General features: G+C 34.7%; 16 protein-coding genes. 9 read left to right on the top strand and 7 right to left on the bottom strand.

The features are described 5' to 3' along the window. The first annotated feature begins 29 nt into the window (after window positions 1–29). Window positions 30–809 (top strand): histidinol-phosphatase HisJ family protein, encoded by a 780-nt coding sequence (locus SMGD1_RS08215; protein ID WP_008335568.1) that lies wholly within the window; start codon window positions 30–32, stop codon window positions 807–809. Window positions 810–813: 4 nt separating this feature from the next. Here SMGD1_RS08215 and SMGD1_RS08210 read toward each other — a convergent pair whose 3' ends face one another. Next, window positions 814–1,374, bottom strand: coding sequence for a FecR family protein (locus SMGD1_RS08210; RefSeq protein WP_008335719.1), 561 nt, complete (start codon window positions 1,372–1,374; stop codon window positions 814–816). 50 nt (window positions 1,375–1,424) lie between these two features. Between SMGD1_RS08210 and SMGD1_RS08205 the strand changes: the two genes are divergently transcribed. Continuing rightward, the gene (locus SMGD1_RS08205) at window positions 1,425–3,335 is read left to right on the top strand and encodes a CHASE2 domain-containing protein (RefSeq protein ID WP_241761461.1); all 1,911 of its coding nucleotides are present in this window, start codon (window positions 1,425–1,427) and stop codon (window positions 3,333–3,335) included. Here SMGD1_RS08205 and SMGD1_RS08200 read toward each other — a convergent pair. Continuing rightward, a complete protein-coding gene (locus SMGD1_RS08200; RefSeq protein ID WP_008336954.1) occupies window positions 3,332–3,775 on the bottom strand; it encodes a globin domain-containing protein in 444 nt (147 codons plus the stop codon). The two genes, SMGD1_RS08205 and SMGD1_RS08200, sit on opposite strands and share 4 nt — an antisense overlap. Window positions 3,776–3,831: 56 nt before the next feature. Here SMGD1_RS08200 and SMGD1_RS08195 point away from each other — a divergent pair, with 56 nt between their 5' ends. The 7 genes from SMGD1_RS08195 (at window position 3,832) to mnmL (ending at window position 10,125) form a co-directional block, all read left to right on the top strand. Further along, window positions 3,832–5,064 carry a hypothetical protein gene (locus SMGD1_RS08195; RefSeq protein ID WP_008335587.1) on the top strand — a complete coding sequence of 411 codons (1,233 nt, stop codon included), beginning with the start codon at window positions 3,832–3,834 and terminating at the stop codon, window positions 5,062–5,064. A gap of 62 nt (window positions 5,065–5,126) precedes the next feature. Continuing rightward, window positions 5,127–5,447 (top strand): thioredoxin, encoded by a 321-nt coding sequence (gene trxA, locus SMGD1_RS08190; RefSeq protein ID WP_008336027.1) that lies wholly within the window; start codon window positions 5,127–5,129, stop codon window positions 5,445–5,447. Window positions 5,448–5,466: 19 nt separating this feature from the next. Further along, a complete protein-coding gene (locus SMGD1_RS08185; RefSeq protein ID WP_008336135.1) occupies window positions 5,467–5,955 on the top strand; it encodes a hypothetical protein in 489 nt (162 codons plus the stop codon). Window positions 5,956–5,969: 14 nt separating this feature from the next. After that, on the top strand, window positions 5,970–6,908 hold the full coding sequence (trxB, locus tag SMGD1_RS08180) for a thioredoxin-disulfide reductase (protein WP_039919984.1): 939 nt from the start codon (window positions 5,970–5,972) through the stop codon (window positions 6,906–6,908). Between the two features lie 25 nt (window positions 6,909–6,933). Beyond that, window positions 6,934–7,701 carry a 4-hydroxy-tetrahydrodipicolinate reductase gene (gene dapB, locus SMGD1_RS08175; protein WP_008335896.1) on the top strand — a complete coding sequence of 256 codons (768 nt, stop codon included), beginning with the start codon at window positions 6,934–6,936 and terminating at the stop codon, window positions 7,699–7,701. A gap of 109 nt (window positions 7,702–7,810) precedes the next feature. After that, entirely contained in the window at window positions 7,811–9,166 is a 1,356-nt protein-coding gene (gene purF / locus SMGD1_RS08170) for an amidophosphoribosyltransferase (protein WP_008335143.1), read from the top strand. Further along, entirely contained in the window at window positions 9,166–10,125 is a 960-nt protein-coding gene (gene mnmL, locus SMGD1_RS08165) for a tRNA modification radical SAM protein MnmL/YtqA (protein ID WP_008335359.1), read from the top strand. The genes purF and mnmL overlap by 1 nt, the downstream gene beginning before the upstream one ends. Window positions 10,126–10,140: 15 nt before the next feature. Here the strand turns inward: mnmL and SMGD1_RS08160 are convergent, their stop codons facing one another. The 5 genes from SMGD1_RS08160 to SMGD1_RS08140 all read right to left on the bottom strand — a co-directional run bounded on the left by SMGD1_RS08160 (window position 10,141) and on the right by SMGD1_RS08140 (window position 13,983). Further along, complete coding sequence (locus SMGD1_RS08160; RefSeq protein WP_241761460.1) at window positions 10,141–10,695, bottom strand: DUF2393 family protein; 555 nt, start codon at window positions 10,693–10,695, stop codon at window positions 10,141–10,143. Then, window positions 10,686–11,198, bottom strand: a complete 513-nt coding sequence (locus SMGD1_RS08155; protein ID WP_008336521.1) for a DUF2393 domain-containing protein — start codon at window positions 11,196–11,198, stop codon at window positions 10,686–10,688. The genes SMGD1_RS08160 and SMGD1_RS08155 overlap by 10 nt, the downstream gene beginning before the upstream one ends. Before the next feature lie 4 nt (window positions 11,199–11,202). After that, window positions 11,203–11,883, bottom strand: coding sequence for a bifunctional phosphoribosyl-AMP cyclohydrolase/phosphoribosyl-ATP diphosphatase HisIE (hisIE, locus tag SMGD1_RS08150; RefSeq protein ID WP_008336284.1), 681 nt, complete (start codon window positions 11,881–11,883; stop codon window positions 11,203–11,205). An 8-nt stretch (window positions 11,884–11,891) separates the two neighbouring features. Then, on the bottom strand, window positions 11,892–12,983 hold the full coding sequence (locus tag SMGD1_RS08145) for a prohibitin family protein (RefSeq protein ID WP_008335336.1): 1,092 nt from the start codon (window positions 12,981–12,983) through the stop codon (window positions 11,892–11,894). A gap of 79 nt (window positions 12,984–13,062) precedes the next feature. Beyond that, complete coding sequence (locus SMGD1_RS08140) at window positions 13,063–13,983, bottom strand: branched-chain amino acid transaminase (RefSeq protein WP_008335634.1); 921 nt, start codon at window positions 13,981–13,983, stop codon at window positions 13,063–13,065. Window positions 13,984–14,015 lie beyond the last annotated feature (32 nt).

The raw sequence follows: 14,015 nt of genomic DNA, 5'->3' as shown, positions 1-14,015 counted from the left end.
ACTATAAGATTTATTTTAGAGGTACATTTATGATAGTCGATTTACACAACCATACTTCACTTTGTAATCATGCTGAGGGAGAAATATTTGAGTATGTTGAAAAAGCAATAGAATCCGGTACAAAATGTTTTGGTTTTTCAGACCACGCACCCATGGATTTCGACCCTAAATATCGTATGAGTTTTGCTCAAATGCCAGAGTATGAGAAAGCGGTACTTGAAGTGAAAGAAAAATATAAAGACAAGATTGAAATACTACTAGCTTATGAGGTAGATTATCTAAAAGATCATATGGATGAAAGGGTTCTAAACGCCGATGTTGACTATCTTATAGGCTCTGTTCACTTCATAGATGAGTGGGGCTTTGACAACCCTGAGTTTATAGGTCACTATCAGCATGAAGACATTGATGTGATTTGGCAAAAATACTTTAATGCGATAGAAGAGATGGCAATAAGTGGTCACTTTGATATTGTAGGGCATCTTGACCTTATAAAAGTGTTTAAATTTATGCCAAGAAAAGATATAAATGAACTTGCTAAAAATGCTCTTTTAGCCATTAAAAAAGCTGATATGGTTATAGAATTAAATGTTGCAGGTTATAGAAAACCTGTTGGTGAGGCCTACCCTTCTGCTTCACTTTTAAAGAGAGCATTTGAGTTAGAAATTCCCATCACATTTAGCTCAGATGCTCACAAGCCAGAGCAAGTATCACTTTTTAATGATGAGATTGTAAAACTGGCACGTGACGCAGGTTATACAGAGTGTGCCTTTTTTAGAAAAAGAAAAAGAGAGATGATTAGTTTTTAGTCATCTACTTTTTATGAAAAGGTACGACTCTTCCGACCATAGCTTCTAATACTCTTAGCTCATCATCACTATGATTCTCCATAGTTTTAGCAGCTTTTATCTTATCGTTTGTAACCCATATCATCTTGTGATGAGTAGCTTTTAAATCTTTTGTCTCTCCATGCGCGCCAACTTCAGTATGACCATAACATGTACAAAAATATGTTTTAGCATCTCTTACAAGTGTATATGTTCCAGTTCCACGAATTCCGGCAGTCATATTTGGAGTAGCTACACCATGATTGCCTTTACCAAAGACAGCCATAACTCCACCATTTAGTACATTGAGAATTTTTTTATTACCCAATTTTTCTAGTTTAAATTTTGACTTCTCCTTTGCAGAGAAAGCATCATTTGCTACGTTAAATCTTATACTAGAGTTGGCTTTTGTCTCTATTGTATCGCCATGTTTTATCTTTGTTGTTTTACTCAATACTTTTCCATTGACAAGAACTTCACCACTACTAACTATCTCTCCAGCACTCAGCACACCAACCAAACTTAAAAAAATTAGATACTTATTCATAATATTCCTTTTTCAGTATATTCACATGAAAAAAAGTATAACATAAAATTATGCAAAAAAATCACATTTTACCTATACTGATTCTCCTTATATTCGTTGTTATGGAGTTTTCATATATTAACTTCGAGTCTATCTATAAAACAACAGACGATAAGATTACATCTTTTTTTTTAAAATCTAAAAAGCCAGAAGAAGCTTCTAAGCATATCACCATCGTAGATATAGATGCTAAGAGTATAGAAAAGCTAGGCCAATGGCCATTTCCAAGAAACCTCATCTCAGATTCAATCACAAACTTAACTAACTCCGGTGCTGGTATTATTGGGTTTGATATTGTTTTCTCAAACCCAGACAGGCTGAGTCCTCATGCGATGGCTAAACATTTAGATATAGAAGGAAATTTTACTAACAATGACTTACTCTTGGCATCCACACTAGAAAAAACTCCTACTATTCTTGGCTATTTTTTTGACATGTCAAAGCAAAATGAACAATTGCCACCAAAGCATCTGGCAAATATAATTGTTCAAGGTTCAAAAAATCTAGAGAGTTTCAACCATGCAATGGGTGTAGTTGACAACATCCCTCCACTAAAAAACTCAGCATATTCCAGTGGCTACTTTAATCTTACTAATATTACAAGTGGAGTAGTTGATAGTGCCCCTCTTCTTATAAATCTAAATGATAAACTATATCCATCTCTAGTTTTAGAGATGGTTCGTATTGCTTCATCGCAAAAAAGTATCGAAGTTATCAACTCTGACTTGGGTGTAGAAGGAATAAAATTAGGAGATTTAAATCTTCCAACAAACAGACATACTGAGATAAAACTAAATTTTCGAGGAGCTGGATTTAGCTATAAGTACCTATCTTTTTATGATGTTTTAACAAATAACTTTGATCCAAGAGACGTAAATGGAAAGTTTATCTTAATAGGTACAAGTGACATTGGACTAAATGACATGGTTACAACAATATACGACCCTGCAATACCCGGAGTCGAAGTTCATGCTACAACTATTGATAATATTTTAAATGGCGACTTTTTCTACACACCTATTGATAGTTATACTTATGGCATCTTACTTATATTTTTCTCTAGCATCGTTGTTGGACTAGTTTTATATTTTTTGCCTGCTAGTTTTAGTTTAGTAGTCTTCTTAGCATCTTTGGGAATTCTAATCTTTACAAACTACTACCTCATCTTTACAAAACAGATCATAATAGGTTTTAGTGCACCACTTATCACTCTCTTTTTTACAACAGGATTTTTCGCCCTTCTCTCTTACTACTTTGAGAATATTCAACGTAAAAAAATATTTAACAAACTCAGTTCAAAAGTCTCAAACAGTGTTGCCAAGGAAATTCTAAAACATGATGAAGGCATCTTGAAGGTAGAAAAAAAAGAAGTAACTGTTCTCTTTAGTGATATACGTGACTTTACATCTCTTAGTGAAGATATAAAAGATCCAATAAAGCTCATAGGTATTTTAAACAGATATATGTCACCAATGGTTGAATCTATTACGGAGTTTAACGGAACTGTAGATAAGTTCATCGGAGATGCAATCATGGCTTACTTCAATGCACCATTGCCACTAAAGAATCATGCAGATATGGCTTTAAAATCAGCACTAAGACAACTCGAAAGATTGGACACCTTGAATATTGAGCTTAAAAAAGAGTTTAATATTGAGCTTAAAATCGGTATCGGGATAAACAGTGGTGAAGCTATTGTCGGAGAGATGGGAAGTAGCGGTAGAAGTGACTATACACTTATCGGTGACACCGTTAACGTAGCTTCAAGAGTTGAATCTCTTACAAAAGAGTATGGGTGCAAGCTTCTCATAACTCAGCAGACAAAAGATTTGCTCAAAGATAGTTACAACATAAAAAAGTTAGATGTTCTTAGAGTAAAAGGGAAAAAAGAAGAGACTACTATTTATGAAGTAATCTCTTAGCTTTTAGTGTTTATAAGCCACATTGAGAAAATATTTAGATAATCCCAAAAACTTTGAATATATTCTTCTGTTATGCCTTCTTCAACAAGGGCTTCTAAAAGTGGTGCATAAAGAGCCAACCAAGATTTACGACTCTCTTCATCTATGCGAAACGGTGCGTGTCTTCCAACCATTCTCGGTTCACCGCGACTTTGCTCAAAGTATCTAGGCCCTCCGGAAATCTGAATAAGAAAATCAAAAGCGTGCTGCTTTGCATCATCAAAATCTTCTTCATCATGAACAGGAAATAGGAATGCTATGTCACTATCTTTGATTAAATCATAGTGGTCAAAAACTAATTTTTTAAATCTCTCTTCACCAACTTCATGTAAAAATCCAGGATGTGGTTTAGTTACTGGTGGTCTCACACCGATTTGTCCATCACTAATTGTTAATTTCATAATAAAACCTTTAAAAATTTGTTAGAATTGTACAAAAATATAATTAAGAAATGTAAATGAATGTATCACCTGATTTTTCTCCATCTATAAAAATAATGAAACCATATTTTATACTATCTGGATTTTTCTACCTACTGAGCATGATCTGGCTGTTTTTCATAAATCCACTAGACACACTTGATAACTTTTCCATTATTGCTTGGGTTCACATCTATATGCTAGGCTTTGTTATGATGGCTATATTTTCAGCCATGGCTCAACTAGGTCCTGTTGTTGTTGAGACTAAACACTACAATGTAAATGTTTTTAAGTACATTTGGATTTTTCTAACAATCGGTCTCATTATAATGATCGCAGGTTTTTATATAGATATGAAGCTGCTAACTTATGGAGGAGTTTTAGTTCTTATCGCTATGAGCATCTACGCTATTGAGTTCTTTTTAACTCTTAAAAATGCAAGAAGAAAGACAAGCATTACAAATGCTATGAAGATGAGTAGTATATTCTTACTTCTTGGAATCATTAGCGGTCTAATCATGGCTTCTGGTTTTAACGGATACGTAGATATAGATCCTCACTCAATTTTAAAGACTCATACATTTGGACTGGTTGTTGGTTTTGTCATACTTTTGATAATGGGGATATCAATTGTCTTAGTTCCTATGTTTGGCTCTTCTAAACGCATAAGTGATAATGAGTTCTCAAGCAGTTTCTATACACTAAGTGTAGCAGTAGTTACAATGCTTCTATCGCCATTCTTTTTAACTATATATATGGAGTACTTAGCGTACGCTCTTACTATATCAGCTATTTTACTCTACTTTTATCAACTCTTTAAAATGACTAAGTCAAGAAAAAAGGCAGTTCATGATATATGGGCAAGATCTATGTATGTCGGATTTAGCTCTTTTATTATCTCTTTTATATTGCTAGTCTCTTACATATTTACAAATGACGCCTTAAGCCTAAAGCTGAGTATGTGGATTATGCTTGTTGGTTTTTTTGGTTTTTTAATCATTGGAAACTTCTATAAGATAATTCCATTCTTGATTTGGTTTCAGATTTACTCACCGCTTATTGAAGAACAAGAGGTGCCGATGCTACATGAACTCATACCAAAAAAGCTAACAGATTTGCAATTTATCTTTTCATCAATAGGTCTTGGAGTGTCGGCTCTTGGCATCTTAATCAACACATATACAATATTTTATGCAGGGGCTTTATTACTGAGTATTGGGGCAATCCTATTCTTTACATCTATATATAAAATGTTCGAAAAAAATTTATAAAGCGATTTTAAAGATTAGCTCTGTATAATACTTCCATATTAATAATTTAAAAGGAAATTGTAATGGGTAAATATATAGAATTAACTGGTGCAGATTTTGAAGCAACTTTAAGTGAAGGTGTATCTCTTGTAGACTTTTGGGCGCCATGGTGTGGACCATGTCGTATGATCGCTCCTGTGATCGAAGAGTTAGCTGAAGACTATGATGGAAAAGCTAAAATCTGTAAAGTAAATACTGATGAAGAGCAAGATATTGCTGTTAAATTTGGTATCCGTTCTATCCCTACAATCATGTTCTTCAAAAATGGAGAAATGGTAGATCAAGTTGTTGGAGCACAATCAAAACAAGCTCTAGCTGAAAAAATCGACGCTCTTTTAGCGTAATCTTAAAAGGAGCTAAGTAGTGGCAAAAAGGGGAGGCAAAAGCCTCTTTTCTGTCTCTACTCTTTTAGCTTCTTTCTTTGGCGCCGCTATGATAGCCGGTGCCTTTGCTTACTTCAACTATAAATTCTCAGAATACAAATTTATTGACTTCAAAGAGTGGGTCTTTTATGAAAAAAGTAATGTCTTTTCTCCAACTGCAGATAAGTATGTTGTAGTCTTCTACAGTTCTAAAGAAAACAATACCATGAAGCTCTTATCTGAAACAAAACTTAAGCTTCCAATCCTAGCTATTGACTACTACAATGAGGTCATTGAAAACAGCTCTGGCACGACATTCCTAAGGAGTGGTACAAAGAATTCTCTTAGCTTTATTCAACGCTTTAATATCTATGAATCCCCATCTATTTTTTTTATAAAGAAATCAAAAGAGTCTCTTTATAAACAAGATAGTATGATACGGAAATTAGATAATTTAAAAGAATTAGCTTCGCATATAGAAGCTCTATAAGGAATAAATAAATGATATTAGATTGTGCAATTATTGGTGGTGGTCCTGCTGGTCTTACTGCTGGACTTTATACAACTCGTGGTGGTTTAGAAAATGTTACAATGTTTGAAAAAGGTATGCCTGGTGGTCAAATTACTTCAAGTTCTGAAATAGAAAATTACCCTGGTGTTACTGGTGAAATAAGTGGTATGGATCTTATGATGCCGTGGCCAGAGCAGTGTCAAAGATTTGGTTTAAAACATGAGATGGTAGAAGTTCTTCGTGTTAGTAAAGATGGTGATATTTTTAAAATTCACAAAGGTGATGGAACTATTAGTGAAGCACACAGTGTAATAATCGGTACTGGCTCATCTCCACGTCGTGCTGGCTTTGCTGGAGAAGATGAACTTTTCGGTCGTGGTGTAAGCACTTGTGCTACTTGTGATGGCTTTTTCTATAAAGGAAAAGAGGTTGCAGTTATCGGTGGCGGAGACACAGCTTTGGAAGAAGCACTTTATTTAGCTAAAATATGTTCTAAAGTTTATCTTGTTCATAGAAGAGATACATTTCGTTCAGCTCCAAACACTATAGAGAGAATAAAAAAAGCTGAGAATATTGAACTTGTTTTAAATTCAGTTCCCGATGAAGTTTATGGGGACAATATGGGTGTTACTGGCATCCGAGTAAAAAACAACAATGGTGAGCTTCGTGATATAAAAGTTCCTGGTGTTTTTACATTTGTTGGAAATGATGTAAACAATCAAGCTCTTATCCAAGAGGATGGAAGCTTTTTATGTGACATGAACTCTGCAGGTGAGGTTATTGTAGATATTAGCATGAAGACTTCAGTAGAAGGTTTATATGCTACAGGTGATATGAGAATCGCTGCTCCAAAACAAGTTGTAAGTGCAGCTGGAGATGGTGCTGTTGCAGCACTACAAGCTATCTCATATGTAGATGAAAAATTAAATTAAAAGAAAAGTTAGGAAATATAATAATATGGTAAGAGTTGGTGTATTTGGTGCGAATGGTAGAGTTGGACAATTAATCATAGATGATTTAAAAGAGAGTGAAAATATCAGCTTAAGTTCGGTTTTTGTAAGAACTGAACTTAACTTCTCTATTGACCCTTCTGTTTTAGTAAGTACAGATATAAAATCGTTTTTAAATGCCTGTGACATAGTAATAGACTTTTCACTTCCAGAGGCTTGTGAAGCTCTTTTAGAAGCGGCTATTAAAACTCCAAAACCTCTAGTTATAGGAACAACTGGACTTAGCGCACACCAACTAAACCTTTTAAAGCAGGCTAGTGAAAACATGCCTGTACTATATGCTACAAATATGTCTTTGGGTGTAGCACTTTTAAATAAGCTTGTTTATCAAGCATCATCCGCACTCGATGGTTTTGACATTGAAATAGTTGAGATGCACCATAAACATAAAAAAGATGCACCAAGCGGAACAGCACTTACTCTAGCTGAATCAGCGGCTGCAGGTCGCGGTCTTGATTTAGATAAAGTTCGTGTAAGCGGTAGAGATGGCAATATTGGTGAGAGAACAGAAGATGAAATAGCTGTAATGGCTATTCGCGGTGGAGATATAGTTGGTCGTCATACTGTAGGTTTTTACAATGATGGTGAATTTATAGAACTTAACCACACTGCAACTTCAAGAAGTACATTTTCTAAAGGTGCTATCAGAGCTGGAGCTTGGTTAGCAGATAAAGAACCAGGTTTATACTCTATAAGTGACTGTTTAGAGTTGTAAAAACATTATAAAAGATTTAGGACAAATTCAGTATAATTCGCAAAATGGATTAATTGAAGTTTTTTTATTTATCTAAAAAGCTTCATATTTGCAGAACAAGGAAAATAATTTGCTAGAAGATGTTAATGAAAAATGTGCTGTTGTAGGAATTTATGGTCATCAAGAAGCTTCTAAATTAGCTTACTTTTCACTTCATGCACTTCAACATCGTGGACAAGAAGCAGCTGGAATCAGTTCTTCCGATGGAGAGAAACTACATACTATCAAAAAACGTGGTCTAGTTATGCGTGTTTTTGATGAAGCTAAACTAAAAACTTTAAGTGGCTCAAGCGCTATCGGTCACACTCGCTACTCAACTGCAGGCGATGATTCAATTCTTGATGCTCAACCGGTATTTGCAAGATATGATTTAGGTGAAATGGCTATAGTTCATAATGGAAATCTTACAAATGCAGAAGAAGTTCGTAACAAGCTGATTGAAAAAGGTGCAATTTTTCAAACTTATATGGATACAGAAAATCTTATCCATCTTATAGCAAAAAGTGAACAAAAAAAACTTCTTGACAGAATAATAGATGCTGTGCAAAGAATTGAAGGTGCTTTTTCACTTGTATTTTTAAGCAGAACAAAAATGTTTGCTATGCGTGATCGTTTTGGTTTTCGTCCTCTTAGTTTAGGTCGTCTTCCAAATGGTGGTTACATCGTAGCATCTGAGACTTGTGCATTCGACCTTGTCGGTGCTGAGTTTATCAGGGATGTTGAACCTGGTGAATTACTTATATTTTCAGAAGGTAAAGAGCCTAAAAGTATAAAAGTTTTTGAACCAACACCTAAACACTGTATATTTGAATATGTATATTTTGCGAGACCTGACTCTGTTGTATTTGGTCAGTCTGTGTACCAAACAAGAAAAAATATGGGTAAAGAACTTGCTCATATTAAACCTGTTGAAGCAGATGTTGTTATCCCTGTTCCAGATGGTGGTGTTCCATCAGCTATAGGCTACTCTCAAGAGAGTGGTATACCATACGAAATGGGTATTATGAGAAACCACTACATTGGTCGTACATTTATTGAACCTACACAAGAGATGCGTGACTTAAAAGTTAAAATGAAACTCTCTCCAATGACTGATATCATTAAAGGCAAAAGAGTTATTGTTATAGATGATTCTATTGTTCGTGGAACAACTTCAAGAAGAATTATAAGAATGCTAAAAGAAGCCGGAGCGAGTGAAGTTCATATGCGTGTATCTTCTCCTCCAACTACAGATCCATGTTTTTACGGGGTAGATACACCTGATAAGAATAATCTAATCGCTGCAAACATGACAACTGATGAGATATGCAAATATATAGAAGCTGATTCTTTAGCTTACTTAGATGAGGCTTCACTTCTTAGAAGTGTAAATACAAAAGAAGACAACTATTGTACTGCTTGTTTTACAGGTAAGTATATCGTTTAATGCAACAAATTTATACTTACGGCAACTATCTTAAAAATAAATTTGGTTGCAAGGTTTACAAAGTTGGGATCAATATATCTGGCTTTACCTGCCCAAATATAGATGGTACAGTTGCTAAAGGCGGCTGTACATTTTGTGAAAATGACTCTTTTAGTGCCAGTACAGGTGAGACTCAAGAACTAAAAGGTTTTCATCTTAACCTCGAATCAAAATCAAATCCAAATCTTCAAAAACAACTAGACCAACTTGAGATGCAATTTAATGCTATTAGCAAAAGACAGAGTGAAGAATATGGAGCCAAAAAGTTTTTAGTCTACTTCCAATCTTTTACAAATACTTACGCTCCATTTGATACTCTAAAAGCTCTTTATGAAAAAGCTCTATCATTTCCTAATGTTGTTGGATTAAGTATAGGTACTCGTTCTGACAGCATAACAGATGAGACTCTAGAGTATCTCGCACTATTAAACAAAGATAAAGAGATATGGATAGAGTTTGGCATACAATCAGTTTATGATGAGACACTGCAGAAGATAAATCGTGGTCACTCTAGTGATAATGTTAAAGAGTGGATTGTAAAGTCTAAAGAGAAGGGTCTTAACGTCTGTGGACATTTAATCTTTGGTCTGCCTGATGAGACCGAGGAGATGATGCTAGAGACTTCTAAACAAGCCTATGAATGGGGAATAGACTCTGTTAAATATCATCCACTGTATGTAGTTAAAAAAACAGCTCTTGCAAATGATTTTATAAAAGGATTGTTTACCCCTATAAATGAAGCTGAGTATCTTGATGTTTTAATAAAATCTATTATGATGAAACCTGAAAATGTAACAGTTCAAAGAGTTACTGCAGGTATAAACAACTCTTCTTTACTATCTCCAGATTGGTGTAGAGATAAAAATATACAGATCAAAAATATTAATAGTGCACTAAAACCATTAGGACTCAAATACTAATAGAAATCACCTCTATTAGTGCCCCATTATTTTTACAAACTCTGCAACACTTCTAAAATATGGCGGCCATCCAAAATATACTCTAAAAGCCTTAGCTTCACCAGGCTTTAAATTTGTCGCAACAACAAACTCTTTTACAATAGTTTGTGGCTTATATAAAATGTCTGCTCCACCACTAAAAAAATCTAAAAAACCGCTTGGCTTATAAAAGTTACCGCCTTTTACATTTCCTGTTGCGTGACCTTTATTTACCAGTTTAATCTCTATAGTAACTGTACCAATCTCATGATTGCCTTCATTTTTTACTATACCCGTATATACAATTTTTTCAATTGAAAGAAGTCTTTTATTTTCTAACTTATATATTTTCGGGATTTTTGTGTACTTATCAACAACAACTATTGAGAAACCAGCCATAAGTGCAGTAATTAATGAGACTGATATCAACATAGGAAAAACAAGTTTTTTATTTGTTTGTTTAAAAGCAGAAACAACACCACCAATAAATATAAAAAGAATTATTGCAAGTATTATATAGTGCCAGTAATTAAAGAGTGTTGTCATTTGCATTTTGCTCCAATTGAGACGTTAAAGTCTTTTGAGTATGTAAAAGGTTCAATAATTATCTTAAACTCTCTTGTTTCACCAACTGCTATATTTTGTTCCATGATCGACATATTGGCAAATGATTTAAATGAGTACAAATAGTTTTTCAACTCATTATTACTTACTTTATTAGCACTTGCTGTGATATTACAACTATTAAAAAAACGCTTAGATTCATTGGTTATTTTTCCTTTTACAACAACAGCTTGTGTAAAAGATAATTTCTTTTGACTTGTTAATTCAGTAGTATTTTTGAATATATAATCATGCATCTTAACATAACCAATGGTTGGACCTGCTAAAAGTATAGTAAAGGCTAAAAGAATTAGGAGTATGGCTAGAGCAATTTTTTTTCTAAGAACTATACCTAAGATGATAAATAGGATAAAGAGTCCAAAAACACTACCAAAAAGAATGTAATCGTATGTAATCAATTCATCTATAAAGGCAGTTATTTTTGCTTTCATCTATCTACTTATCTCTTGAATTTTTCTCAGCTATTCCACTCATATCAAATCTACGAGCTAGCTCTTGTTTGATGCGATCAGGAGAGATATTTTTAACAGCAAGTGCTACAAGCATATGGTAAGTCAAATCAGCAGCTTCATATATCATCTCCGACTCATCATTATCTTTGTATGCAAAACTAAATTCACCTGCCTCTTCTACAACTTTTTTCAAAATTGTATTGTCACCTTTAGAGATTAGCTTAGCTGTCCATGAACTCTCCGGATCTGCATTTTTTCTCTCTTGAATAGTATGATAAAGAGTGTCTATCACGCCATATATAGCATCAGTATTTACTTCTACTTCTGAGTTTGTAGCGCCAGATTCTAACTCAGTAAAAAAACATGTGCGACGACCTGTATGACAAGCAACACCCTCTTGAGTGACTTTTATGAGAAGAGTGTCATTATCGCAGTCAATGCTAAAAGAGTGAATTTTTTGAATATGCCCACTGCTCTCACCTTTTTTCCAGATGCGTTGCTTTGTACGTGAAAAGTAATGTGCCACTTTTGTAGTTAATGAAAGTTCTAAAGCTTGCTTATCCATATAAGCCATCATTAGAACTTCGCTATTTGAGTTATCTTGAACAATAACAGGCAAAAGTTCACACTTTTGCCAATCAATTCGATTTATTGCATCTTGCATATTTCTACTTACTGGCCTGTAGATGTTTTAGTCTGATGACCATTTTTCATATCAACCCAAATATTTGGAGTTGAACCGCCAGGTGTTAAGAAAATTTTAGCATCTTTGTTTTCACGAAGTGCATCATTAAATTGACCTTGAACTTTCATTTGCTCCAACTGAAGCAGCTGAGTAGTCAATGATTTTGAAATCAAATAATTAGCTTTTGATTTTGCATCTGCATCAATTGTAATAGCATCTGCTATACCTTGTGCTTCAATTCTAGCTTTTTGTGCCATACCTTCTGCTTCAGCAGCACGCTTAAGAGCTTCCTGTTTCGCACGCTGTACATCTTGTTCAGCTTTTTGAACTTCTTGTTTTGCAACTTGAACACGCTCGATCTGTTCTTTTACCTTGTTTGGTAAACCAATCTCACGAAGCTGAACTGACTGAAGATCTGCAGGAGAGTTTTTAAGACTTGTTACACTAGCTCTTACACCTTTGTCAATTTCGTCAGCTATAACATTTCTTTGTTGTGGAAGTGATTCTGCATCATACTTACCAACAACATTACGAACAACATCGCGAACAACAGGATTTATAATCTTATCTTCCCAAGAGAATCCCCAGTTAGAGATAGTCTGTGCTGCGAACTGTGAGTTAAGTCTGTACTGAACAGTCAGCTCAATAGAAACAGGAAGACCACGCTTATCAAGAACTGTAATAGCAGGTTTAACATTGATACCCGCTGCATTACCACCACTAGCTTCAATACGAGAAGCATAGTTAATAATACGAACTTTAGTATCTACAACATAAACTTTCTGAATCACTGGAATAATAAAGTGAAGTCCTGGAAGAAGTGCTTGGTCTTGGTACTTACCATTTGTACTCAAAATACCACGCTCACCCTCTTGAATGATTGTGAACGGTTTTGCTAAAACTAACATTACAACAACAGCTACAAGAAAATAAACTATCCCTGCTTTACCGCCACCGAAATTCATATCAATCTTTGGCATTTGTGGACCACCACCGCCAGAACCACCAGTAGGTTTTTTTCCAAAACCACCACTTTCACTTTTTTTCTTGTTGAAATAGTCATTCATATCTGAAGCCATTAAATATCCTTAATTTATATTTTCGTCATTATAATAGTTCTTTATAAATGAATTACACAATATCTATTTAAAACGTGAACTAATCTATATACGTTAAATAATGCTCATACTTAGCATTTCTGCCAAACACTATGTCAAAGTAAGTACTTTGAATTTTTTCTGTAATCACACCACGAGAACCACACCCAATTTCTCTTGCATCAACTATACGAACTGGAGTAATCTCTGCAGCCGTTCCAGTTAAAAATGCTTCATCTGCAATATAAACTTCCTCTCTACTAATACGACGACGTTCAACCTCAATGCCCATATCCTGAGCGATTTCAATAACTGTTTTTTGCGTGATAGACACAAGTGCATTATCACTTGGAGGAGTTACCAGTTTTCCATCAACAACCATGAAGAAACTTGCACCGGAAGCTTCTGCAACATAACCTTGGTCATCAAGTAAAAGTGCTTCGTCATATCCACAGTCTATTGCTTCATACTTAGCCATTTGAGAGTTTAGGTAATTTGCAGTAGCTTTCGCTTTCCCCATGTTAGACGTGTTAGCAGGTCTTGTCATTGATGCAATTTTAAGTTTAATTCCTTTTTGCAGGCCCTCTTCACCAAGATAAGCACCCCATTCCCAAGCAGACATTACTGTCTCAACTGGAGCACCTTTATGGTAAACACCCATTACACCATATCCTAAAAATGCGAAAGGACGAAGGTAAACATTAAGACCTGTAAACTCATTCTTTCTAATTAGCTCTATTTGAGCTTTATTCATCTCTTCTACTGAATATGGAATATCTATAAGAGTCATTTTTGCAGACTCTTTTAATCTTTTAGTATGCTCATTTAAGCGGAAAATAGCATAACCTTTTTCTGTTTTATAAGCCTTAGTTCCTTCGATTACACCATTTCCATAATGAATTGTGTGTGAAAGTACATGCACCTTGGCATCATTCCAAGCTACGAATTCTCCATTCATCCAAATATATTTGGCTGCGTCCATTGATTCTCCAATAATTATTACTTTATAAATTC

The sequence above is a fragment of the Sulfurimonas gotlandica GD1 genome (assembly GCF_000242915.1).
Lineage (GTDB): Bacteria > Campylobacterota > Campylobacteria > Campylobacterales > Sulfurimonadaceae > Sulfurimonas > Sulfurimonas gotlandica.
Note: the sequence above shows the minus strand (reverse complement) of the source record. Positions and strands in the feature narration are given on the sequence as shown.

Coding starts and splice junctions, on each gene's coding strand:
- SMGD1_RS08215 (WP_008335568.1), top strand. CDS start 30: ATGATAGTCGATTTACACAACCATACTTCACTTTGTAATCATGCTGAG.
- SMGD1_RS08210 (WP_008335719.1), bottom strand. CDS start 1,374: ATGAATAAGTATCTAATTTTTTTAAGTTTGGTTGGTGTGCTGAGTGCT.
- SMGD1_RS08205 (WP_241761461.1), top strand. CDS start 1,425: ATGCAAAAAAATCACATTTTACCTATACTGATTCTCCTTATATTCGTT.
- SMGD1_RS08200 (WP_008336954.1), bottom strand. CDS start 3,775: ATGAAATTAACAATTAGTGATGGACAAATCGGTGTGAGACCACCAGTA.
- SMGD1_RS08195 (WP_008335587.1), top strand. CDS start 3,832: ATGAATGTATCACCTGATTTTTCTCCATCTATAAAAATAATGAAACCA.
- trxA (WP_008336027.1), top strand. CDS start 5,127: ATGGGTAAATATATAGAATTAACTGGTGCAGATTTTGAAGCAACTTTA.
- dapB (WP_008335896.1), top strand. CDS start 6,934: ATGGTAAGAGTTGGTGTATTTGGTGCGAATGGTAGAGTTGGACAATTA.
- mnmL (WP_008335359.1), top strand. CDS start 9,166: ATGCAACAAATTTATACTTACGGCAACTATCTTAAAAATAAATTTGGT.
- SMGD1_RS08160 (WP_241761460.1), bottom strand. CDS start 10,695: ATGCAAATGACAACACTCTTTAATTACTGGCACTATATAATACTTGCA.
- SMGD1_RS08155 (WP_008336521.1), bottom strand. CDS start 11,198: ATGAAAGCAAAAATAACTGCCTTTATAGATGAATTGATTACATACGAT.
- hisIE (WP_008336284.1), bottom strand. CDS start 11,883: ATGCAAGATGCAATAAATCGAATTGATTGGCAAAAGTGTGAACTTTTG.
- SMGD1_RS08145 (WP_008335336.1), bottom strand. CDS start 12,983: ATGGCTTCAGATATGAATGACTATTTCAACAAGAAAAAAAGTGAAAGT.
- SMGD1_RS08140 (WP_008335634.1), bottom strand. CDS start 13,983: ATGGACGCAGCCAAATATATTTGGATGAATGGAGAATTCGTAGCTTGG.